The sequence below is a fragment of the Polaribacter uvawellassae genome (assembly GCF_039748955.1).
Classification (GTDB): Bacteria; Bacteroidota; Bacteroidia; order Flavobacteriales; family Flavobacteriaceae; genus Polaribacter; species Polaribacter uvawellassae.
In genome coordinates, this window is the sequence record NZ_JBDIZN010000005.1 from 135,220 (window position 1) to 156,787 (window position 21,568).

22 protein-coding genes and 1 tRNA gene are annotated in these 21,568 nt (G+C 31.3%); 13 read left to right on the forward strand and 10 right to left on the reverse strand.

The annotated features are described in order from the left end of the window. Positions 1–252: 252 nt before the first annotated feature. Together ABDX67_RS11470 and ABDX67_RS11475 are read right to left on the reverse strand one after the other, a co-directional pair. A complete protein-coding gene (locus ABDX67_RS11470; RefSeq protein WP_347175173.1) occupies positions 253–2,904 on the reverse strand; it encodes a restriction endonuclease in 2,652 nt (883 codons plus the stop codon). Position 2,905: 1 nt separating this feature from the next. Next, complete coding sequence (locus ABDX67_RS11475; RefSeq protein ID WP_347175174.1) at positions 2,906–4,849, reverse strand: site-specific DNA-methyltransferase; 1,944 nt, start codon at positions 4,847–4,849, stop codon at positions 2,906–2,908. Between the two features lie 356 nt (positions 4,850–5,205). On the opposite strand from ABDX67_RS11475, the gene ABDX67_RS11480 reads away from it, so the two are divergent. Next, entirely contained in the window at positions 5,206–5,865 is a 660-nt protein-coding gene (locus ABDX67_RS11480; RefSeq protein ID WP_347175175.1) for a PQLLE family protein, read from the forward strand. Positions 5,866–5,953: 88 nt separating this feature from the next. On the opposite strand, the gene ABDX67_RS11485 is transcribed toward ABDX67_RS11480, so the two are convergent. Together ABDX67_RS11485 and ABDX67_RS11490 are read right to left on the reverse strand one after the other, a co-directional pair. Continuing rightward, a complete protein-coding gene (locus tag ABDX67_RS11485; RefSeq protein WP_347175176.1) occupies positions 5,954–6,103 on the reverse strand; it encodes a hypothetical protein in 150 nt (49 codons plus the stop codon). Between the two features lie 321 nt (positions 6,104–6,424). Continuing rightward, positions 6,425–9,883, reverse strand: a complete 3,459-nt coding sequence (locus tag ABDX67_RS11490) for a methylmalonyl-CoA mutase family protein (protein WP_347175177.1) — start codon at positions 9,881–9,883, stop codon at positions 6,425–6,427. 165 nt (positions 9,884–10,048) lie between these two features. On the opposite strand from ABDX67_RS11490, the gene ABDX67_RS11495 reads away from it, so the two are divergent. From ABDX67_RS11495 to ABDX67_RS11510, 4 genes are read left to right on the forward strand one after another with little or no spacing between them, the layout of a single operon-like run. Further along, positions 10,049–10,567: a DUF4136 domain-containing protein gene (locus ABDX67_RS11495; protein ID WP_347175178.1), complete on the forward strand. Its 519-nt coding sequence runs from the start codon at positions 10,049–10,051 to the stop codon at positions 10,565–10,567. 15 nt (positions 10,568–10,582) lie between these two features. Then, on the forward strand, positions 10,583–11,020 hold the full coding sequence (locus ABDX67_RS11500) for a hypothetical protein (RefSeq protein WP_347175179.1): 438 nt from the start codon (positions 10,583–10,585) through the stop codon (positions 11,018–11,020). An 11-nt stretch (positions 11,021–11,031) separates the two neighbouring features. Continuing rightward, positions 11,032–11,202 carry a C1orf53 family protein gene (locus tag ABDX67_RS11505; RefSeq protein WP_347175180.1) on the forward strand — a complete coding sequence of 57 codons (171 nt, stop codon included), beginning with the start codon at positions 11,032–11,034 and terminating at the stop codon, positions 11,200–11,202. A 49-nt stretch (positions 11,203–11,251) separates the two neighbouring features. Beyond that, positions 11,252–11,437, forward strand: a complete 186-nt coding sequence (locus ABDX67_RS11510) for a Lacal_2735 family protein (RefSeq protein ID WP_347175181.1) — start codon at positions 11,252–11,254, stop codon at positions 11,435–11,437. Here ABDX67_RS11510 and pyrF read toward each other — a convergent pair. Beyond that, complete coding sequence (pyrF, locus tag ABDX67_RS11515) at positions 11,417–12,241, reverse strand: orotidine-5'-phosphate decarboxylase (protein WP_347175182.1); 825 nt, start codon at positions 12,239–12,241, stop codon at positions 11,417–11,419. The genes ABDX67_RS11510 and pyrF overlap by 21 nt on opposite strands. 136 nt (positions 12,242–12,377) lie before the next feature. Here pyrF and ABDX67_RS11520 point away from each other — a divergent pair, with 136 nt between their 5' ends. The 6 genes from ABDX67_RS11520 (at position 12,378) to ABDX67_RS11545 (ending at position 15,366) form a co-directional block, all read left to right on the forward strand. Then, positions 12,378–12,872, forward strand: a complete 495-nt coding sequence (locus ABDX67_RS11520) for a TlpA family protein disulfide reductase (protein WP_347175183.1) — start codon at positions 12,378–12,380, stop codon at positions 12,870–12,872. A 36-nt stretch (positions 12,873–12,908) separates the two neighbouring features. Beyond that, on the forward strand, positions 12,909–13,667 hold the full coding sequence (gene tpiA, locus ABDX67_RS11525; RefSeq protein ID WP_347175184.1) for a triose-phosphate isomerase: 759 nt from the start codon (positions 12,909–12,911) through the stop codon (positions 13,665–13,667). Beyond that, positions 13,667–14,503 carry a 50S ribosomal protein L11 methyltransferase gene (gene prmA / locus ABDX67_RS11530; protein WP_347175185.1) on the forward strand — a complete coding sequence of 279 codons (837 nt, stop codon included), beginning with the start codon at positions 13,667–13,669 and terminating at the stop codon, positions 14,501–14,503. The genes tpiA and prmA overlap by 1 nt, the downstream gene beginning before the upstream one ends. A 19-nt stretch (positions 14,504–14,522) precedes the next feature. Beyond that, a complete protein-coding gene (locus tag ABDX67_RS11535; protein WP_347175186.1) occupies positions 14,523–14,798 on the forward strand; it encodes an ATP-dependent Clp protease adaptor ClpS in 276 nt (91 codons plus the stop codon). Position 14,799: 1 nt separating this feature from the next. Then, positions 14,800–15,072 carry a hypothetical protein gene (locus ABDX67_RS11540; RefSeq protein ID WP_347175187.1) on the forward strand — a complete coding sequence of 91 codons (273 nt, stop codon included), beginning with the start codon at positions 14,800–14,802 and terminating at the stop codon, positions 15,070–15,072. A gap of 96 nt (positions 15,073–15,168) precedes the next feature. Next, the gene (locus ABDX67_RS11545; protein WP_347175188.1) at positions 15,169–15,366 is read left to right on the forward strand and encodes a PID-CTERM protein-sorting domain-containing protein; all 198 of its coding nucleotides are present in this window, start codon (positions 15,169–15,171) and stop codon (positions 15,364–15,366) included. Positions 15,367–15,481: 115 nt separating this feature from the next. Here the strand turns inward: ABDX67_RS11545 and ABDX67_RS11550 are convergent, their stop codons facing one another. The 5 genes from ABDX67_RS11550 to ABDX67_RS11570 form a co-directional block, all read right to left on the reverse strand. Further along, positions 15,482–17,023, reverse strand: coding sequence for a M20/M25/M40 family metallo-hydrolase (locus ABDX67_RS11550; protein WP_347175189.1), 1,542 nt, complete (start codon positions 17,021–17,023; stop codon positions 15,482–15,484). 154 nt (positions 17,024–17,177) lie between these two features. After that, a tRNA-Arg gene (locus ABDX67_RS11555) sits at positions 17,178–17,251 on the reverse strand. Positions 17,252–17,295: 44 nt separating this feature from the next. Continuing rightward, positions 17,296–17,526 carry a putative signal transducing protein gene (locus ABDX67_RS11560; protein ID WP_347175190.1) on the reverse strand — a complete coding sequence of 77 codons (231 nt, stop codon included), beginning with the start codon at positions 17,524–17,526 and terminating at the stop codon, positions 17,296–17,298. A 12-nt stretch (positions 17,527–17,538) separates the two neighbouring features. After that, positions 17,539–17,691 (reverse strand): SsrA-binding protein, encoded by a 153-nt coding sequence (locus ABDX67_RS11565; protein ID WP_347175191.1) that lies wholly within the window; start codon positions 17,689–17,691, stop codon positions 17,539–17,541. 43 nt (positions 17,692–17,734) lie between these two features. Beyond that, entirely contained in the window at positions 17,735–18,139 is a 405-nt protein-coding gene (locus ABDX67_RS11570; RefSeq protein WP_347175192.1) for a hypothetical protein, read from the reverse strand. Between the two features lie 123 nt (positions 18,140–18,262). Here ABDX67_RS11570 and ABDX67_RS11575 point away from each other — a divergent pair, with 123 nt between their 5' ends. Both ABDX67_RS11575 and ABDX67_RS11580 read left to right on the forward strand, forming a co-directional pair. Next, positions 18,263–19,198 carry a calcium/sodium antiporter gene (locus ABDX67_RS11575; RefSeq protein ID WP_347175193.1) on the forward strand — a complete coding sequence of 312 codons (936 nt, stop codon included), beginning with the start codon at positions 18,263–18,265 and terminating at the stop codon, positions 19,196–19,198. A gap of 127 nt (positions 19,199–19,325) precedes the next feature. Then, positions 19,326–21,509 (forward strand): glutamine synthetase III family protein, encoded by a 2,184-nt coding sequence (locus tag ABDX67_RS11580; protein WP_347175194.1) that lies wholly within the window; start codon positions 19,326–19,328, stop codon positions 21,507–21,509. Positions 21,510–21,568: the final 59 nt, after the last annotated feature.

Below are 21,568 nucleotides of genomic sequence, written 5' to 3' on the forward strand. Positions count from 1 at the left end.
AGTGTAATATCTTTTAGAATTCAATAAAATTATAATAAGTCTAGATTTTTGTTTCAATGTCACCTCGAGCGGAGTCGAGAGGTCATCAATGGAAAAGAAAAGAACAAACAAAGGTATCTTAACTCACTGTTATTATAGAAAACTAAAGCAATCTCTTCTTTTATATACTGTAACTCAATTTCTAATGCTATTTTCTGTCAGCATATAGAACAACATCTTTTATAAGAAGTTTTTAATTGCAATGATTAAACCTTATATAAGTTGCCCCACTTTATTAACTACTTTATACTCTAACTCCTCAAATTCGTTAAAGTGTGCTTTTCCGCATTTTATTTTTAATTGTTCGTCTGGAGTTAATTTTTTTACATCAACTTCTGGCGTTCCTGTGTCCTTTGTTTCTGCTACAAAATAAATTTTTTGATCATCTTCAAATACCAAAGCCCAATCTGGGTTGTAATTTCCAATAGGTGTAGGAATTTTAAACCAATTAGGTAGTTTAAAATAAAACTTAATTTGGTCGCTTGTTTCACAATCCTGTGCAAACCTGCTCTCAACTCCAGAATCTAATGGCACAAACTCTTCATAAATCGTTTTTGAAGTATCCGCTACTTTAAAAGAAAAGTCATTCAAATAAACTTCTAATTCCTGAGCTTCAAATAAAGCCATTTCATAATCAGAACCTCCAATTTTTTGATACTTGATTCCATCAATCATCAAATCATATAAAGTTCTTTTAATGGCTTGAGTGGTTAAGTCTAAAAATAATTGTGGATTGATTAATATATCTCCAATTCTTTCTGATTTACTTAAAATTTCTTGAATGGTAGAACGAGTTAATTCCGTTTTGCTTTGTATATACCCTAAAACATCTGGTATTTTCCAAGAATAGCTGTCATAAGATTCTACCTTATCTCCTGCATACATTGTTTCTATTCCTTCGTCAGTCATATTAATATTGACCTTAGTTGAACGAATAGAAGGTGCTTTGATTTCAGGTAAATCTTTTACTGATTTTGAAGCTAACGTAATTAATTCATCCGTTTTATAATCAACTCTGTAAGTGGTTTTCTTTTTAAGGTTTTCCCAAATCTCCAAGAATTTTGGGTCTGCTTCAAATCCTTTTCTGTATTTAATAGCTGTTCTTTCACGTTTGTTTTTAATTCTGCCTTTAAATTCAACACCACAATCATCTTCTATTTCTTTTTGTAATGTCTTTGCAAAATCATCATAAGATTCGTTTGCAATTACGGTTAGCCGATTAATATTTTGGTCATAAGTTCGTTGTCCTGTTTGGTCAACCGCTAAACGCAAACCTCGTCCAATTTCTTGACGCTTCTTAACGTCAGATTTGGTTTCATTCAATGTACAAATCTGAAATACGTTTGGATTATCCCAACCTTCTCTAAGTGCTGAATGCGAAAATATAAAGCGAAGTGAATTATCAATATTCAGTAACTCCTCTTTATCTTTCATTATCAAACTGTAAGTGTCGTCATCAGCCTTGGTTTCGCCTTTAGTGTCTTTCCATTTACCCTTCTTGTCTTGAGAAAAATAACCATTATGTGTTTCCTCTACAGTAAATTTATTAAGTTCCTTAAATGCGGGTTTTGCAATATATTCTTCATAAATCTCCTCAAACCATTCTGCAAATTTTCCTTTGTTTTGATTTCCTGCCGAATCGTAATGACGATAATTTGCAACCTTATCTATGAAAAAGAGCGAAAGCACTTTAATTCCTAATTTATTCAGTCGTTTTTCCTTTTTTAAATGTTCTTCAACCGTTTTGCGGATTTGAAATTTCATTACTTCATCATTCAATCCTCCTTGGCTATCGCCTTTGTACAATAAATTACCGTTTGAAATTGAAATGCAATTGTTTGTTGCATCTATTTCTTCAATGATGTAACCATCTGCATAAATTTCTCGTTCGTTAGATAGTTTATACAAATCATCTCCAACTTTAACAGCAACAGACTTCTTTTTTACGCCTCCTTTATCGTTGATATTGATTGAAACTTTTGCCGTTATTTTTGTTTTGGTTGCTTTTATAGAATCTACTTGTACAAAAGCATCATTAAAAGCGTTTTCTTCTACGATAGAATCTACTTCAATCTGTTTAACCAAGCCTAAATCATAAGCTTTTACAGGATTTAAACTGTAAGCTAAATTATATTGATTTCTATGAGTTGCTGAATAACGAAGTGTACAAAGACTATTTAGATTTTCAATTGCCGTAATACGTTTTTCTGTTTCCATATTTTGTGGTTCATCCACAATAACTATCGGATTCACAGTTTGTATAAACTCTATGGGTTTTCGCCCATTAGCTCTATAATGGGGTTGATTGATGATGTTTTGGTCTTTGGCAAAAGAATCAATATTAATAACCAAAACTTCAATATTATTATTGGTTGCAAAACCTCTTAAAGTTGAAACTTTAGAACTATCATACACTTGAAAATTTATTGGAATATTATCATATAAATTTTGAAAATGCTCATGTGTTATTTCTAAATTTTTCAAAACTCCTTCTCTAATGGCAACAGACGGAACAACTATAACAAACTTTTTAAATCCATAAAGTTTGTTTAATTCATAAATGCTACGCAAGTACACATAGGTTTTTCCTGTTCCTGTTTCCATTTCAACAGAAAAGTGCATTCCTTCTAATTTTGTTGATTGCTCAATATCATTCTTTTCTTGAATGGTTTGAAGATTGGATAATATCTGGTCTTCAGACAAAATTAAATTATTACTCACACCATTTATAAGGTCTAACGTGCCTGCTTCTTTAAAGTTAAACTCCATAATGGAATCTTCCAAAGGTTGCCCTTCAAACAAATCTGTTATAGACTTTATAGCATCTTGCTGATATTGCAGATTAGAATCAAACGCTAATTTCATATTATATCGTTTTAAATTCTATACCTGCATCTTTCATTTGCAAAGACGCATTGGTTTTCAATTGGTCGTTGCCTTTAAAAAGCTTATCTAAGGCAATTACTTTTTGTGGCTTGCTGGCAATTACTGCGTCAATGATTTCTTGATTGGCTTTTTCCAAAACCAATATGAGTTCTGTTTCATTGATAGCATAAAAACCCTCGGGCGTTGAGCTTGTCGAAACGTGCGAAATAGTACTATTTAAACCTTTACCACTTTTTAGCAACAATTCATACACCATGTTTTCAATCGTAGCATTTTTTGCTACTGGGTCAATAAAAAGTTGCATTTGTTCTTCTAATGCTTGTTTGTCCTTGCCCGTAATTTGTTGCCATTGTTTAAAATTACTGTCAGAAAGTTTTAAGACTTTAAAACCTAAATCTTGATTTTGTAAACTTGTTATTTTTTCTTGTAACTCTTTTATTTTATCTAAAGTGTTCTCCAATTGTATCTCATTGTCTAGTACTTCTATTTCTGCTTGCAATCTTGCTATTTCACTTTGGCTTTTATCATAGATGTTTTTACCTGCTCTTCTAATACGTTCTTTGGCAATATCAGCTATAGTTTTGTAGCCTGCTTTATAGGCTTCACTTTTTTCATCACACAATTCTGGTAACTGCACAGAGATGCATTTTCTGTTACCTCCATCTTCTTTATTCAATTCCATTACAGAATGAGCAGTAGTTCCTGAGCCTGCGAAGAAATCAAGTACAATATCGTCTTTAGAAATCACTTGGTTTAAAATTAACTTGATAAGTTTTGTTGGCTTTGGGAAAGTGAAAAAACCTGTTCCTATTAATTTAGCTACTTCTTTAGTTCCATCATTTGTAGAAACTTTAGTTATTAAGGTAGAAATGTTTTTCATTAAAGAATCCATTTCATTTACAAAAAGCTTATTTCTTGGTCTACCATCAGAAGAAGATGGCCATAATATTCTTTTCTCAGAAATTTTTGTAGCCATTGTTTTTGGTTCATTTCTCCATCCTTTTGGTGGACATTTATATGTAATTCCTGTTTCAGGATTTGTTAAATCATAGTGACAATTTGGCCTTTGGTCAATTGTTAATAAGCCTGTTAAATCTGAACTTCTCCAAGGACCTCTTGGGTCATTGTCAGGGTTTGAGAACTTTGCTAAATCTTTCTTAACTCCTGTTAAAACACCTGATTGTTTTCTATAAGCTAGGATATATTCGTGGTCTATTGAAGCACCTGTTAAATTTCTATTATCTTCACTTAACCTAGATTTCCATATAAATTCTGCTATAAAATTTTCTTCTCCAAAAATTTCATTCATCAATAAACGTAAATTATGCACTTCGTTGTCATCAATAGAAATAAATATAACCCCATCTTGTTTTAATAAATTCTTAGCCAAATACAAACGAGGCATCATCATATTTAGCCAATTGCTATGGTATTGTCCGTTTTCTTTGCTATTTTTTTTATACGAGTCAGATGTTTTATTTCCCTCTTCGTCTTTGTCGCCAACACGTTTTTCGTAGTCTTCTTTGGTTTCAGAGAATTTATCAGGATAAATAAAAGAGTCGTTTCCTGTATTATATGGTGGGTCTATGTAAATCATTTTTACTTTACCAAAGTAACTTTTCTGTAGCACCTTTAATACTTCTAAATTTTCACCTTCAATAAAAATATGTTCGGTATCGTTAAAGTTTACACTTTCGTCTTTGGCGGGTACAAGTGTTTTTGTGGTAGGTGTTTGCAATACTTTAAAGGCTTCACTTTTTCCTGCCCAATTTAAAACGTAGCGTTCGTTAGAGAAGTTTATATCTTCTCCAAGAGTAGCTTTTAATTTTTCCCAATCTACTTTGCCTTCAGCAAAAACTTCTGGTAATATTTGTTTTAAAGCGTTTAGTTTTTCTTGTTGTGGGGTTAAGCTTTCTCCTTTCATAGTGCTTTTTCAAAATTATTTTTTCTACTCAACGAATATAATAACTTTTAAACCCAAACCATAAATTTTATCAAAATATATAGCACCTATGTACTTGTAAAGTAGTTTTCTTTTATTGCAAGTACAATAACATTAATTGTAACTGTAATTTATGTAATTGTAACCCCGTTTTATTAAAATGTAAAGCTCCTTATTAACATTGTAAGTGGTTTTATTAACAAAGCAAGGCTATTTAAAACATTTGTTGTTATATTTAAGGAGTAAGGAAACCTACGCAATAGGTTTGAGAGCTAAATCAAACACATTGTATCCTCACTTTTGAAAAAGAAAATAATAATTAACTTAAATAAATTGCTATGGCACTTAAAAACACACGTTCACAAACAGAAATTTTAGAAATTACAAGAATTGCATTAGAAAATGTAGAAACCAATCCTATTATTAAACCTTTAATGGAAGCTTTGGGTTACAATACTGCAAAAATTGACGAAGGCAAAGCCTTATTAAGTACAGCTAAAACACTCTATAATCAAAGTCAAGAGTTAGAAGACATAAAACTTAATGCTTACAAAGCCTTTGAAGATAAGAGAGTTGAAATAGATAGTACCTATAGTACAGACCGTAAAAAGGCTAAAGTAGTATTTAAAACAGATGCAGTTGTTTTTAGAGAATTAGGTTTAAAGGGCAGTTTGCCAAGAACCTATGTAAAATGGTTAGAAACAGTAAGTTTATTTTACAACACATTAAATGCACAACCAGATGTATTAGCAAAATTAGCCACATTACAAATAACAGAACAGCATGTTACAGACCAAATAGCTGCATTAAATGAGTTAGAGAATTTAAGAGCAGCTTATATTCAAGCCAAAGGAAATTCACAAAATGCTACCAAAACTAAAAACAAAGCTTTTGTAGAATTAGATAAATGGATGAGCGATTTCTACGCTATTGCAAGAATTGCACTAGAAGGAGAACCTCAATTGCTAGAGTCTTTAGGTAAGATGGTAAAGAGTTAAACACTATTTTGTTATTGCAAAAATACCGTTATTGCGAAAGAGGAACGATTGAAGCAATCTTTTTATCAAAATAAAATCTGAATATTATTCAGGTTTTATTTTTCTCTTGCCATTCCTTTTCCCTTTCTTCGGTTCTTTTAATCATTGGATTCATTAACCAATTTACAAATCGTATCCAATAACTACTTAAAACAAAAATTAAATAAATACCAATAAGTACAATAATAAATGTAGTCATGGTTTAAAGATAGAATTTTTATTTGAGTTAAATTCGTGTAAAAACATCAATTCCTACAAATCATTGCAACTTTGGCAAAAAAACGCTATAAGAAGAATTTTTGTTTCAATGTCACCTCGAGCGGAGTCGAGAGGTCATCAATGGAAAAGAAAAGAACAAACAAAGGAATCTTAACTCACTGTCATTATAGAAAACTAAAGCAATCTCTTGAAAAACAAAAATCCGCACAATCTGTACGGACTTTTGTTTTTATTAAGATCCTTCGTCTACGCTCAGGATAAGCGATTCACAAAGTTTTTAAATAAAAAACTTGTTCTCTGCTTACATGTTTCTTCGATACTGCCCACCAACTTTAAACAACGCCTCCGTAATTTGTCCTAAAGAACAAAACTTGGTTGCTTCCATTAACTTGTCAAATAAGTTTTCATTTTGGATTGCAGCTTCTTGTAAAATTGCCAATTGTTCTTGTACTTTTCCGTCATTGGCCTTGTTCAATAACTCTTTCGTCTGAATTTGATATTGCTTTTCCTTTTCGGTTGCTCTAATAACTTCCGCAGGTTGCACAGTCGGAGAACCTTTAGAACTCAAAAACGTATTAACACCAATAATTGGGAAATCTCCATTGTGTTTCAAGGTTTCATAATACAAGCTTTCTTCTTGTATTTTAGAACGTTGATACATTGTTTCCATCGCGCCTAAAACACCGCCACGTTCTGTAATTCTATCAAACTCTGTTAAAACTGCTTCTTCTACTAAATCTGTCAATTCTTCAATAATAAATGCACCTTGAATCGGATTTTCATTCTTCGTCAATCCTAATTCTTTGTTGATGATTAACTGAATTGCCATCGCTCTACGAACTGATTCTTCAGTCGGAGTCGTAATCGCTTCATCGTAGGCATTGGTGTGTAAAGAATTACAGTTATCATTAATTGCATACAGCGCTTGTAATGTTGTACGGATATCATTAAAATCAATTTCCTGTGCGTGTAAAGAACGTCCGGAAGTCTGAATGTGATACTTTAACATTTGTGCTCTCGGATTTGCTCCGTATTTATATTTCATGGCTTTTGCCCAAATCTTACGAGCAACTCTACCAATTACAGAATATTCTGGGTCAATTCCGTTTGAGAAAAAGAACGATAAATTCGGTCCGAATTTATTAATGTCCATTCCTCTCGATAAGTAATATTCTACATACGTAAATCCGTTTGATAACGTCAATGCCAATTGTGTAATCGGATTTGCGCCAGCTTCTGCAATATGATATCCAGAAATAGAAACAGAATAAAAGTTACGCACTTGTTTTTCGATAAAATACTCTTGCACATCTCCCATCAATCGCAACGCAAATTCCGTAGAAAAAATACAGGTATTTTGTGCTTGATCTTCTTTTAATATATCTGCTTGAACCGTTCCTCTAACTTGACTTAACGTTTCCGTTTTTATTTGTTGATACACATCCGCAGGTAAAATCATGTCACCAGTTAAACCAAGTAATAGCAAACCTAAACCATTATTTCCTTCAGGCAACTCTCCTTGATAAACCGGTCTGTCTAATCCTTTTGAATCGTAAATTTCTTTAAACTTCGCTTCAACTTGTTTTTCTAATTTGTGTTCTTTAATGTATTTCTCACAATTTTGATCGATGGCTGCATTCATAAAGAAACCTAACAACATTGGCGCAGGTCCGTTAATGGTCATCGAAACAGAAGTCATGGCGTGACTTAAATCAAAGCCAGAATATAATTTCTTAGCATCGTCTAAACAGCAAATTGAAACTCCTGCGTTTCCAATTTTACCATAAATATCGGGTCTAACACCAGGATCATTTCCGTATAAAGTAACCGAATCAAAAGCAGTTGATAAACGCTTTGCATCCATTCCTAAACTCACATAATGAAAACGTCTGTTGGTTCTTTCTGGTCCGCCTTCTCCTGCAAACATTCTTGTTGGATCTTCTCCCGTTCTTTTAAACGGATACAATCCAGCTGCAAAAGGAAATTCTCCAGGGACATTTTCTTGTAAATTCCAACGCAATAAATCTCCCCAAGCTTCATATTTTGGTAAGCTAATTTTAGGAACTTGAGTGTGTGATAGCGATTCGCTGTGTGTTTCTATATTGATTTCTTTATCGCGTACTTTAAACGTGTAAATAGGATTTTTATATTTCTGTACTTTCTCGTTCCAGTTTAAAATGATTTCCCAGTTTAATGGATCTAGGTTTAGTTTTACTTTCTCGAATTGTGCAAGCAATAACTTAACGAACTCATTGTCATCTCGAGCGGAGTCGAGAGATAAAATCTCGTCGTTGTCAAGTCCAAATTTTGTTAAAAGAGACTTCTCGACTCCGCTCGAAGTGACATCCGTAATTGAAAGTATCGTTTGATAAATTCCGTATAATTTTTGAGCAACCACAACTTGATCGTCAACTTTTTTATCATACGCTCTGTTGCTTTCAGATATTTCTGATAAATAACGAACTCTACTTGGCGGAATTACAAAGATTTTTTCAGACATTTCTTTGGTAATTTCCATGTTGGTTTTTAAATCAACTCCTGTTTTTTCAACCAATGTATCCATAATGCGTTTGTACAACGTGTTCATACCTGGATCGTTAAATTGAGAAGCAATGGTTCCAAAAACAGGTAAATCATCTTGATGCACTTCCCATAAGTGATTGTTGCGCATGTATTGTTTTTTTACATCACGCAAAGCATCTAAAGCGCCACGTTTATCAAATTTATTGATGGCAACTAAATCAGCAAAATCTAACATGTCAATTTTCTCTAATTGTGTTGCAGCTCCAAATTCTGGAGTCATTACATATAAAGAAGTATCAGAATGTTCTATGATTTCTGTGTCGGATTGTCCAATTCCAGAAGTTTCTAAAATGATTAAATCAAACTCAGCAGCTTTTAAAACTTCAATCGCTTCATTTACATATTTTGATAAGGCTAAATTAGATTGACGCGTTGCTAACGAACGCATATAAACTCTAGAATTATTGATTGCATTCATTCTAATTCTATCGCCTAACAAAGCGCCACCAGTTTTTCTTTTTGATGGATCAACAGAAATTAATCCAACCGTTTTTTCTGGAAAATCAATTAAAAAACGACGAACTAATTCGTCCACCAAAGAAGATTTTCCTGCGCCACCAGTTCCTGTAATTCCTAACACCGGAGTTTCCCCTTTTAATTTTTCCAAAGGGGAAAAAAGTCTAGCGAATTCGTCATGCTGATTTTCAGCAAAAGAAATCAATCTTGCAATAGTATTAATGTTTTTTTCTTTTAAAGAGGTTGCTATTTCATTCCCTTTGGGAAGGATTAAGGATGGGCTCGGGAAATCAGCAGTTTTTACCAAATCATTTATCATTCCTTGTAAACCTAATTCGCGACCATCATCAGGAGCATAAATTCTTGTAATTCCATACTCCATCAATTCTTTAATCTCTTCTGGAAGAATAACACCGCCGCCGCCGCCAAATATTTTAATATGTTCTGCGCCTTTTTCTTTTAGCAAATCATACATGTATTTAAAGTACTCGTTATGTCCGCCTTGATACGAAGTCATGGCAATTGCATTTGCATCTTCTTGAATTGCACAGTTAACCACTTCTTCAACACTTCTATCATGACCTAAATGAATTACTTCTACACCGGTAGATTGAATAATTCGTCTCATAATATTTATTGCCGCGTCGTGTCCATCAAATAAAGATGCTGCGGTTACAATTCGTACTGTATGTGTTGGTTTATAAGGTGCTATTTGTTCCATTCGTAAAAAATCAAAATTTTTGTGTGCGCAATTTACGGAATTCTTAAAAAACAATTTGATTCTTTAGTTATATTTAAAAGTTAAATAATTTTATGTTTTTAAAATAGACTTTTCTTTTGGCATGTTTTTTGCTAATTATACTTTGATAACTTTTAAGCCTTTCTGATGAAAAAACTCATACTATTATTTCTGTCAACTTTTTTACTTGTTTCGTGTAGTAGTGTAAGAGTGGTTACAGATTATGATTCTAAAACGGATTTCTCTAAATATAAAACCTTTGCATTTTACAAAAGTGGAATTGACAAAGCGAAGATTTCTGATATTGATAAACGTAGAATATTAAAAGCAATTGAAGTGGAATTGCTTGCAAAAGGATTTAAGAAATCTGAGAATCCAGATATGTTGGTGAGTATTTTTGCAAAGTCAAGAAAAAATATCCAAGTAGATTCTAGAGTAAATTATCCTTATGGATATTGGTATCCTTCCTATTATTACGGAAGAGAAAGACTTCGAGTAACAAAACAAACAGAAGGAACTTTGTTTATTGATTTTATTGATGTAGAAAATAAAAAATTAATTTGGCAAGGAATTGGATCTGGTGCATTAGGCGCAAAAACGGGCGAAAAGAAAGCAGAGAGAATACAAACATTTGTAAAAGAAATTATTACTAAATTTACATACTAGAAAAGGTTAAACATTATGAAAAAACACACGCAAATTTTAAGGTCAATTATATTAACATTCTTTTTAATGGTTTTTGTGAATGTCAATTCACAAGAAAAAAAAGATTTATTAGAAGTAAAATCAACTGAAGCACAAGTTCAAGCTATCGCTAAAGCAAAAATTTATAAATATAGAAACGATTTGTACATAAATTATAGCTCAGGTTCTGTTATTGCTAAAAAAGTTGAAACTGTAAAGGATTCATATAGAGTTAAGATTGATAGAGATTGGAAGAGAATTGAAAAAGAAATTATAAGATATAATTATAATTATGCTAAGTTTTTAATAGAGAAAGAATATATGTTGAAAAATTATTCTAGAAAAATGACTTTATTAAAAGATAGTGATTTAGGAAAAAAAGGAAAAAACATTGATGAATATTGGAAAAGGTCAGAATGGAGAGGAGAGAATTAATTTTTTATTAGATGTTTAAGCCATATATTGAATTAGAACCCGATGACTTTTATTTTAATGAAGAAGGTTATCGGGTATTTACAGAAAAGTATCATTTAAAAAGGGGTTATTGCTGTAAAAGTGGTTGTAAGCATTGTCCGTACGGTTACGATAAAAAGACAGATAGCTTTAAAACAAAATAATTTTTTAGATTTCAATTATTTGTGTATATTTATAAATATAAAATTTAAAATGTCACGCTTAAGTCAACTGCTACAATATAGAAAACATCTAGAAGATAGATATCGCAGATTGCTAGAAAAATCTAGCGATTATAGACATGTTGATGAAATTAAAAGCGATAGAGCTGCTTATAAAGCCATGAAAATCCGTGGTAAATTAAATAGGATTAACTATTTAAACAAAGAAATTTCTTAAAATTATTTCCATTTCTTCTTGTAATTCACTCGCTTTATGCATCGCCGAATTTGCAAAATTTTCATCATTTGAAGCATAAATAATTCCACGAGAAGAATTTATTAATAAGCCAACCGAATCTGACATACCGTATTTACAAACGTCTTGTAGATTTCCGCCTTGAGCACCAACACCAGGAACTAATAAAAAACTATTCGGAACAATCTTTCTTATTTCTTTAAAGTATTCAGCTTTTGTTGCACCAACAACATACATTAGGTTTTCTGAGTTTTCCCAAGATGTAGAGGCTTCTAAAACCTCTTTATACAATTCTTTTTGATTTACCAATTTTGTTTGAAAATCAAAAGCACCTTCATTAGATGTTAAGGCTAATAAAATGGTGTGCTTGTCTTTAAAAGCTAAAAATGGTTCAACCGAATCTTTACCCATATACGGAGCAACAGTCACAGAGTCAAATGCTAAATCTTCAAAAAAAGCTTTTGCATACATGCTAGATGTGTTTCCAATATCGCCACGTTTAGCATCTGCAATGGTAAAAATTTCTGGATACTTGTTATTGATGTACTGAATTGTTTTTTCTAGTGATTGCCAACCTTTGATTCCGTATGCTTCATAAAAAGCAGTGTTTGGTTTGTAGGCTACACACAAATGATGCGTGGCGTCAATAATTGCTTTGTTAAATGCAAAAATGGGATCTTCTTCTTGTAATAAATGTTGAGGTATTTTAGTGATATCAACATCTAAACCAATACATAAAAATGATTTTTTTAGATGAATTTGCTCAATAAGTTGCTTTGTTGTCATTCAAACAGTAATAAAGTTTAGCAAAGGTACTTAATTTTGATAGTTTATCTATATTTGTTTTTAATGTAAAAGTTTTTTACTGTTATTTTTTGTAAGAAATCCACTTAGTTATTGACTAATTTTCAAACCAATAATCATGATTAAAAAAATTACTTTTTTTTCGCTTTTGTCTTTAGTTTTAATCGGATGTAGCTTCAAATCTCCTTCGAATTTTACAGAAGAAGCATTGGATGATTCTTTTTTTGAAATCAATAATAAATCGATTCAATTTAAAGAAATCTTAGCAAAACATAAAGGACAAAAAATACTCATAAATGTTTGGGCTTCTTGGTGTAGAGATTGTGTGGTTGGTTTTCCAGATTTAAAAGAGTTTCAGAAAAATAATCCAACTGTAAAATATGTTTTTCTTTCTACAAATAGAAGTGTTTTTAGTTGGAAAAAAGCAATCGATAAATACGATCTTAAAGGAGATCATTATTTTCTGAAAAATGGATTGAATAGTGCTTTTGGGGATTTTCTGAACTCAAATTGGATTCCGAGATATTTAGTAGTAAACGAAAACGGAACTTTAGATTTGTTTAAAGCAAAAAAGATTACCGACAAAAGCATAGTTGAAGCCTTAAAAAAATAACGTATTTTTGCAGTGTTTAACAGTAAAATAGTATCAATGAGAAGTAAAATTGTTGCAGGTAATTGGAAAATGAATAATGATGTTGAGGAAACAAAAAACTTGGTAAAAGGAATTAGAAAAGCTATTAAAAGATTTCCGTTAAAAAACACAAGAGTTATTGTTGCGCCTACATTTGTAAACTTAACAAGTGCAATTAAAAAAGCTAAAAAATCAAAGATAGAAGTTGTTGCTCAAAACATGCATCAAGAAAGTAATGGCGCTTTTACAGGCGAAATTTCTGCTGAAATGTTAAAAAGCATCGGTGTTAAAACAGTGATTATTGGTCATTCAGAAAGACGATCAATTTTTGGCGAAACAGATGAGCTTCTTGCAGAAAAAGTAAATCAAGCGATTCAAAATGATATGGAAGTCATTTTTTGTTTTGGAGAGCAATTGGAAGATAGAAAATCGGACAATCATTTTAAAGTTGTGCAAAATCAATTAGAAAATGGATTGTTTCATCTAGAAGCTATTGCTTGGAATCAAATTGTGTTGGCGTACGAACCCGTTTGGGCAATTGGTACAGGAGAAACTGCTTCGCCAGAGCAAGCTCAAGAAATGCACGCTTTTATCAGAAAATTATTACAAGAAAAATACAATACAAGCGTTGCCGATAATACATCAATATTATATGGTGGAAGTGTAAAACCTTCTAACGCAAATGAAATATTTTCTAAACAAGATGTAGATGGTGGTTTAATTGGCGGAGCTTCTTTAAATGTAGATGATTTTACAGAAATTATTAAAGCGATTTAATGGATAATATTTATATAGAATATAATTTTGTTGTTGAACCAACAGTTCCTGGAACAGAAATTTTAATTGCAGAATTAGGCTTTGCTGGATTTGAAAGTTTTGTGGAAAACGAAAATGGAGTTACAGCTTTTATTCAAAAAGAAGATTGGAATGCAGATATTTTAGAAGATATATCAATTTTAAAATCTGAAGAATTTGAGATTACTTTTGATAAAAATGAAGTAGCACAAACCAATTGGAACAGCGAATGGGAAAAGAATTTTGAAGCAATTCAGGTTGATGATTTGGTAAGTGTTCGTGCACCTTTCCATAAAGTTAAAAAACTAAAATACGATATTGTTATTGAGCCAAAAATGAGTTTTGGAACAGGTCATCATGAAACAACACACATGATGATTCAGCATTTATTAGCATTAGATTTAGAAAATAAAAAGACTTTAGATATGGGTTGTGGAACTGGGATTTTAGCAATTTTTGCTGAAATGAAAGGCGCAAAACCAATTGACGGAATTGATATTGATAATTGGTGTTACTTAAACTCCATAGAAAATGCAGAACGAAATAATTGTAAGCACATTTCTTTTTACGAAGGTGATGCAAGTTTGTTAACAACTCAGAAATATGATGTTATTATTGCAAATATCAATAGAAATATTTTGTTGAATGATATGGCTACATATACAAAATGTTTAAATGAAAACGGAATCTTATTGTTGAGTGGATTTTACAAAGAAGATATTTCAACTATTGACACAGAAGTTTCTAAATACGGATTAAGTTTACAGAAGACAATTGAAAAAAATAATTGGGTTTCGCTAAAATATTTAAAAGACTAATTGTATATTTATTTTTAAAATGAGTACAAAAGAGAAAATACAAGAAGAAGTAGATATTCTTGAAAAGGAAGTAAATCAACACGAAATAGTGTTGTTCAATGATGATGTAAATACTTTTGACCATGTAATAGAATCTTTAATTGATGTTTGTGAACACACATTGGAGCAAGCAGAGCAATGTTCAATCTTAGTGCATTATAAAGGAAAGTGTACTGTGAAAACAGGAGAATATAAAGATTTAAAGCCAAGGTGCTCTAAATTGCAACAACTAGGTTTATCCGCAGAATTAGTTTAATATGACAAATATTTTTTTATATTACGATTTCAATTTTTTTTTTAAAGATGAATCTGATATATTTGCAGGAAATCAAATTTGTTATAGTGAGTTAAATCCTGAGCATTTTTTGATTTTTGAAAAAAATAATGAAAAATATAATTTGTATATTTCTAAATACAAATCAAAAAAAGATATTGGCAAGAACAAGCCATTACTTTTAGAAACAGTAATCGAAGATTACGACAAAAGCATACCGGAACATCGTATTGCGATAAGAAGGTATTTCGAATAAAAATTAAGAGAATCTCCCGCAATTTTAATTTTTTTTATAATACAGAGTGACTTTTTAAGAGTTACTGTGTCATAATAATGTAAAGAATTAATTAAAATGAGTTTTAAAAACAAAACAATAGTTATTACCATAGCAATAATTATTATTTCATTAAACGGTTATGCACAAATGGTTCCACCTCCAATTCCGCCACCGCCACCTCCAGGTTTACCAATAGATGGTGGATTAATTTACTTATTAATTGGTGGATTGATTTACGGAGTAAAAAAAATAATTAGCAAAAACAAGTTTTAAGATTAAGTTTGGTTAGATGAAAAGCCTTATAAATAGAAATATTTGAAGGTTTTTCTTTTTCATAAAAAAACGCACCATATTGGCGCGTTTTTTTATTATCTAAGGTGGAATTCAATTATTTCATTTCCTTTCTAGGAAGCTTTGCATCTCTTTGAGCAGTGTTATAAACAAAAGAAGCCACGATAACAGCCATTTGTTTTAAATCATCCATAACTAAACGCTCGTAAGTATCTGCATTTGTGTGATGTGTTCTAGATCTGTATTCTACAGGATCTTGAATAAATTGAAATCCTGGAATTCCAACTGCATCAAAAGCTAAATGATCTGTTCCGCCAGTATTATTTGTAGTAACAGTTGTGTTATCGATTATATCACTAAAAGGTGTAAACCAACTTTTAAAAATCGGAACAACATCTTTATTTCCTTGAGTATATATTCCTCGAATTCTTCCTGTTCCGTTATCGATATTAAAATAACCAGCTACTTTTTCATTCTCTTTGGTAAATTTCTTTGTTGCTGGATCTCCGAAATGATTTTTTACATAGTTTCTAGATCCGTGTAAACCTTGCTCTTCTCCGTCCCAAAGCGCAATTCTAATTGTTCTTTTTGGTGATACGCCAACTGCTTTTAAAATACGTACAGCTTCCATCATAACAATAGACCCAGCAGCATTATCTGTTGCACCTGTTGCTCCATGCCAAGAATCTAAATGTGCTCCCAACATTACAATTTCTGCTTTTAAATTTCTATCAGTTCCAGGAATTTCAGCAACAACATTATATCCATTTAAGCTTCTCGAGTTAAAAGATGTTTTTACCTCCGCTTCTATTTCTACTTCTACGTTGTTTTCAATTAAACGTGCCATCAAATTTGCATGTTCTGGAGCCATTTCTATTTCGCTAATAGATTTTGGAGCATCTTTTAAATAACCTCTTCCACCACTTGTGAAAAGAGTTCCGTGTCTTCCATTTTTTCCAGTAACCTGCAAGGCAACACCTTCATTTAAAAGAAAAGTTGTAATTTTCTGAGCTAACTCTCTTCTTTTCATCCATGCAGCTCTTCTTGCTGCCATGTCATCATTATTTCCAGTTCTTCTAGCTCTTGGCTCAGCCGGTTTTTCCATTTTATTTAGAGCTTCATTGCTAAAACGAACTGCATCTGCTTCAAATGTTGGTGCTTGACTTCCGTTTGCTTTTACAAGAACAATTGCGCCTTTTAGTTTTCCTTTATATTTTGCAAAATCGGCTTCGGATTTAATATCTACCATTATTACTTTTCCAGAAATTTGCCCATTTGTTCCTTCTGTCCAAGCTTTAGGTACTGCAACAAAAGACATATAATATGGTTTTGTCATTGCAACGTAGTTCTTTTCTATTTCCCATCCTTTTCCAAATTCACCCCAAACTTCTGTTTTAGAATTTTTTAATCCCCATTTAGATAATTGGTTTACGGCATAATTTGCTGCTCTTCTATAACCTTGTGAGTTTGTTAATCGAGATCCAGCTTTGTCAATCAATTCAAAGGCTATTTTTTCTACATGAGAATTGTTTAGTCCTTCGTTTCTTATTTTTTCAATTGTGTTTGCATCAAATACTTCTTGACCAAAGGAAAGAGAAATGAAAAATAATGCAGGTAAAATTAATAGTTTACGAATCATAAGTGTAAAATTTAGTTAATAATTGTTGGTGTTTTGATATTGATTATCAGGTATTTTTGATAAATGTATGCAAAAACAACGAAATTTAGTGCAGAAAAGTAAATTGAGAATTTTTATAAATAAAAAAACGCATCATTTTTTGATGCGTTTTTAGTGACCATGATAGGATTCAAACCTATAACCTCTTGAGCCGTAATCAAGTGCGCTATTCAGTTGCGCCACATGGCCGTAAGCGGGTGCAAATATAGTTGCTATTTTTTAATTTTAAAAGCCTATTCTGCTATTTCTTTTCTAAAATCTTCAATAATTGGTGTTGCTTTTTCTAAATCAGAATTATAGATAAATAACTCAATAGTATCAATTGCTAAACCAAAACCACCAAGCCTTGCAGATTCGTGATGATTTTTAATTAAACTCGGTATTTTTTCTTTATCAAGTAAGTAACTTAATCTGTTAATTAATATTGAAGTTCCTGTAAATACTTTTATGTGTTCTTTTTCCATGTTGATATTACTTTAATCTTTTGAGTTTATAGTAACATAAGCGCGCCAACCAATAATTGCCAATTGCATTTTTGAGGCTTTACTTATATCTAATTGCCTTTTTGTAAATGAAGGTAAAACTACTTTGTTTACTTTGGCTATAATTTTAAAAAACTGTTTTTTCATCTGTTTAAATATACTTATTTTGAAGTTTAAATCAAAATGATTTCTAGTTTGATATTGAATCTTTAAAAATGAACTCTAAAGTACTGCTTTTTGTGGCAATTACTATTCCGTTCGCTTCTCCAACTTTAATATCTGGAATTGGTTTTTCATTATCATTAAAAGTAACTTCAGAATTGCTTCTTTTGTTTTTTATTTTGATAGATATTTTTATAATTTCTTTTTTCTTGTTGTATTTTAAATTACTGAACGAGAAAAATAATCCTTGTCTTTCAAGACGCTTTTTTAATTCAGTTAGTTTTTCTTTGGTGAAATTTTTAGTGATGGTTTCTGTAAAACCATTAAATCTAATTTGTAAAAAGTTTTTCTTTTCTTGAGCAACTGTGTTGTTGCTAATAAAAAATACAGCAACTAAAAGAAAAGTAAGTAATATGTAGTTGTGTTTTTTCATAAAGCTGATATCGATTTTAAATTCGAATAAAATCAAAAGATAAAAGTAATTTTTTAAAAATGAAATAAAGAGAAAACCGCTCAAAAAAATCAAATTATGCTATCTTTGTGCAAAAATAAATAAATGGAATTTTTATATATAATTTTAGGATTAACTCTGTTGATTTTTGGTGGTAATTGGTTGTTGAAAGCAGCGGTTGCAATGTCTCTAAAATTAAATATTCCAAAAATTGTAATTGGTATGACGGTTGTTTCTTTTGCAACATCAGCACCAGAATTAATTGTGAGTATAAAATCTGCATTAAATGGTTTTCCTGATTTAGCATTGGGTAATGTTGTTGGTTCTAATATCGCCAATTTGGCTTTGGTATTAGGTATTACAATTACATTGGCTAAGATTGATGTTCAGAAAAGTTTTTATAAAACAGATTGGCCAGTAATGATGATTGCTTCGGGTTTGTTATTTTATTTTTTATACAATGATAATATTATTGATACTACAGAAGGTATAATTATGTTTTCCTTATTAATAGTTTTTTTAATTTATTTATTACGTTTTCAAAAGCAAGCCGTTGTTGATGAAATGCCAGAAGATGATGAAATGTTGCCTTTGTATAAAATAGCATTATTTTTTACAATTGGTGGAGTAGGTTTGTGGGCTGGATCAGAACTACTAATAAAAGGTGCTGTAGATTTAGCAAAAGATTTTGGAGTAAGCGAACGTATTATTGGAATTACTGTTGTTTCTGTAGGAACTAGTATTCCAGAATTAGCGGCCTCTATTGTTGCTGTGCTTAAAAAGGAGAAAGCAATTTCACTTGGAAATTTAATTGGTTCAAACATTTTTAACATTTTAGCAGTTCTAGGAATTACAGCAATGATTACTCCAATAGAATTAAAAGATGTTGAATTGTTAGATTATGATATCTTCTGGATGCTTGGTGTTTCTTTCTTAATTCTTCCATTGGTCTTTTTTCCAAGAAAATTAAGGCTAGATTGGAAAGATGGCTTTATTCTTTTAGCGTTATACGGAATTTTTATTTTTACTACAATAAGTTAATTTAGTGGGTCTTTACTTTTAAAAAGATAAATTTTTAAATCTTACCCCTATTTTTTTAGGGGTATTTTAATTTTAAATACATTTTTTTGTACATTTGCCCCGTATAATTTTAATTTTAAATAAAAATATGTCAACAATTCGATTTAATGCATTAAAAGAAACACTTAAAAGAGTTCCTTTAAAAATTACAGAAGAAGAGAGAAAGTCAGAGGCTTTTGGTAAAAACGTTTTTAACGAACATTCTATGCGTCAGTTTATGACTAAAGAAGCATATAAAAGCGTAATGGATGCAATTGAGTTTGGAAAAAAGATTGATAGAAATGTTGCAGACCAAGTTGCAGCAGCAATGAAAGATTGGGCGCTTTCTAAAAATGCAACACATTATACACACTGGTTTCAGCCATTAACAGGAGCAACTGCAGAAAAGCATGATGCTTTTTTTGAAACTATTGGAAATGGAAGAGCGATGGAGAAGTTTGGTGGAGGAGAATTGGTTCAGCAAGAACCAGATGCTTCTAGTTTTCCGAATGGTGGAATAAGAAATACGTTTGAAGCGAGAGGTTATACTGCTTGGGATCCTACATCGCCAGCTTTTATTTATGGAACAACATTATGTATTCCAACAATATTTGTTGCGTATACTGGAGAAGCGTTAGATAATAAAGCGCCGTTGTTAAGAGCTTTGCAAGCAATGGATACATCTGCAACAGCTGTATGTAAATATTTTGATAAAAACGTAACAAAAGTAAATGCTTCTTTAGGTTGGGAGCAAGAATATTTTTTAATTGATTCTGCATTGGCAATTTCTAGACCAGATATCAATTTAACAGGAAGAACGTTGTTAGGGCACTCTCCAGCAAAAGGACAACAATTAGATGACCATTATTTTGGTTCAATTCCGCGTAGAGTTTTAAGTTATATGCGTGATTTAGAGCAAGAATGTATGTTTTTGGGAATTCCTGTAAAAACAAGACATAACGAGGTAGCGCCAAATCAATATGAATTAGCACCAATTTTTGAAGAAGCAAATTTAGCAGTAGATCATAATTCATTATTAATGGATGTGATGGAAAAAGTTGCTCAAAGACATAATTTTAGAGTATTATTTCATGAAAAACCATTCGCAGGAATTAATGGTTCTGGTAAACATAACAATTGGTCGTTATTAACAAATACTGGAGTTAATTTATTAAGTCCAGGGAAAACACCAATGAAAAATTTACAATTCTTAACATTTTTTGTAAATACAATTAAAGCAGTTCATGATTATGAAGAATTAATTAGAGCGTCTATTGCATCTGCAAGTAACGATCATCGTTTGGGAGCAAATGAAGCGCCGCCAGCAATTATTTCTGTATTTATTGGGTCGCAATTATCAGCGGTTTTAGATGAGTTAGAAAATGTAACTAACGGAAAATTATCGCCAGAAGAAAAAACAGATTTAAAATTAAATATTGTTGGTAAAATTCCTGAGATTTTATTAGATAATACTGATAGAAATAGAACTTCGCCTTTTGCTTTTACAGGTAATAAATTTGAACTAAGGGCTGTTGGCTCTTGGTCAAACTGTGCAGGTTCAATGACGGTTTTAAATACAATTGTTGCAAAACAATTAAAAGATTTTAAAATAGAAGTTGATGCGTTAATTAAAAGTAAAAACTTAAAGAAAGATGAGGCAATCTTTAATGTTTTAAGAGAATATATTAAGGCATCAAAAAAGATACGATTTGAAGGGAATGGTTATGGAGAAGAATGGGAAATCGAAGCTAAAAAGAGAGGTTTAAGCAATAATAAAACAACACCTGAAGCACTAAAAGCAAAAAAATCTAAAAAAACGATTGCACTTTTTGAAGAAATGGATGTAATGAGTAAGGTAGAAGTTGAAGCTCGTCATGAAATAGAATTAGAAGAATATATTTTAAGAATTCAGATAGAAGGAAGAGTATTGGGCGATATTGCTAGAAACCATGTGATTCCAACTGCAATTAGGTATCAAAATACTTTGATAGAAAATGTAAGTGGATTAAAAAATATTTTTGGAGACGAGTTTAAAGCTCATGCTAAAGAGCAAATCGAGTTAATTGAAAAAATATCTATGCGTATTGCAGGAATCAATTCTAAGACAACAGAAATGATAAATGAGCGTAAAATTGCAAATACATTACACGGTCAAGAAGCTGCAGATGCATATTGTAATAAAGTAAAACCTTACTTTGATGAAATCAGATATCACTGTGATAAGTTAGAGTTAATGGTAGACGATGAGCTTTGGCCATTAGCAAAATATAGAGAATTATTATTTACTAGATAATTAAAAATTAAATCCCGCTTTAGCGGGATTTTTTACTCACAAAAAAGTAAATTTGCAGC

Excerpts from the sequence above, each read along its gene's own strand:
- ABDX67_RS11470 (WP_347175173.1), bottom strand. The coding sequence starts at position 2,904 with ATGAAATTAGCGTTTGATTCTAATCTGCAATATCAGCAAGATGCTATA.
- ABDX67_RS11475 (WP_347175174.1), bottom strand. The coding sequence starts at position 4,849 with ATGAAAGGAGAAAGCTTAACCCCACAACAAGAAAAACTAAACGCTTTA.
- ABDX67_RS11480 (WP_347175175.1), top strand. The coding sequence starts at position 5,206 with ATGGCACTTAAAAACACACGTTCACAAACAGAAATTTTAGAAATTACA.
- ABDX67_RS11485 (WP_347175176.1), bottom strand. The coding sequence starts at position 6,103 with ATGACTACATTTATTATTGTACTTATTGGTATTTATTTAATTTTTGTT.
- ABDX67_RS11490 (WP_347175177.1), bottom strand. The coding sequence starts at position 9,883 with ATGGAACAAATAGCACCTTATAAACCAACACATACAGTACGAATTGTA.
- ABDX67_RS11495 (WP_347175178.1), top strand. The coding sequence starts at position 10,049 with ATGAAAAAACTCATACTATTATTTCTGTCAACTTTTTTACTTGTTTCG.
- ABDX67_RS11500 (WP_347175179.1), top strand. The coding sequence starts at position 10,583 with ATGAAAAAACACACGCAAATTTTAAGGTCAATTATATTAACATTCTTT.
- ABDX67_RS11505 (WP_347175180.1), top strand. The coding sequence starts at position 11,032 with ATGTTTAAGCCATATATTGAATTAGAACCCGATGACTTTTATTTTAAT.
- ABDX67_RS11510 (WP_347175181.1), top strand. The coding sequence starts at position 11,252 with ATGTCACGCTTAAGTCAACTGCTACAATATAGAAAACATCTAGAAGAT.
- pyrF (WP_347175182.1), bottom strand. The coding sequence starts at position 12,241 with ATGACAACAAAGCAACTTATTGAGCAAATTCATCTAAAAAAATCATTT.
- ABDX67_RS11520 (WP_347175183.1), top strand. The coding sequence starts at position 12,378 with ATGATTAAAAAAATTACTTTTTTTTCGCTTTTGTCTTTAGTTTTAATC.
- tpiA (WP_347175184.1), top strand. The coding sequence starts at position 12,909 with ATGAGAAGTAAAATTGTTGCAGGTAATTGGAAAATGAATAATGATGTT.
- prmA (WP_347175185.1), top strand. The coding sequence starts at position 13,667 with ATGGATAATATTTATATAGAATATAATTTTGTTGTTGAACCAACAGTT.
- ABDX67_RS11535 (WP_347175186.1), top strand. The coding sequence starts at position 14,523 with ATGAGTACAAAAGAGAAAATACAAGAAGAAGTAGATATTCTTGAAAAG.
- ABDX67_RS11540 (WP_347175187.1), top strand. The coding sequence starts at position 14,800 with ATGACAAATATTTTTTTATATTACGATTTCAATTTTTTTTTTAAAGAT.
- ABDX67_RS11545 (WP_347175188.1), top strand. The coding sequence starts at position 15,169 with ATGAGTTTTAAAAACAAAACAATAGTTATTACCATAGCAATAATTATT.
- ABDX67_RS11550 (WP_347175189.1), bottom strand. The coding sequence starts at position 17,023 with ATGATTCGTAAACTATTAATTTTACCTGCATTATTTTTCATTTCTCTT.
- ABDX67_RS11560 (WP_347175190.1), bottom strand. The coding sequence starts at position 17,526 with ATGGAAAAAGAACACATAAAAGTATTTACAGGAACTTCAATATTAATT.
- ABDX67_RS11565 (WP_347175191.1), bottom strand. The coding sequence starts at position 17,691 with ATGAAAAAACAGTTTTTTAAAATTATAGCCAAAGTAAACAAAGTAGTT.
- ABDX67_RS11570 (WP_347175192.1), bottom strand. The coding sequence starts at position 18,139 with ATGAAAAAACACAACTACATATTACTTACTTTTCTTTTAGTTGCTGTA.
- ABDX67_RS11575 (WP_347175193.1), top strand. The coding sequence starts at position 18,263 with ATGGAATTTTTATATATAATTTTAGGATTAACTCTGTTGATTTTTGGT.
- ABDX67_RS11580 (WP_347175194.1), top strand. The coding sequence starts at position 19,326 with ATGTCAACAATTCGATTTAATGCATTAAAAGAAACACTTAAAAGAGTT.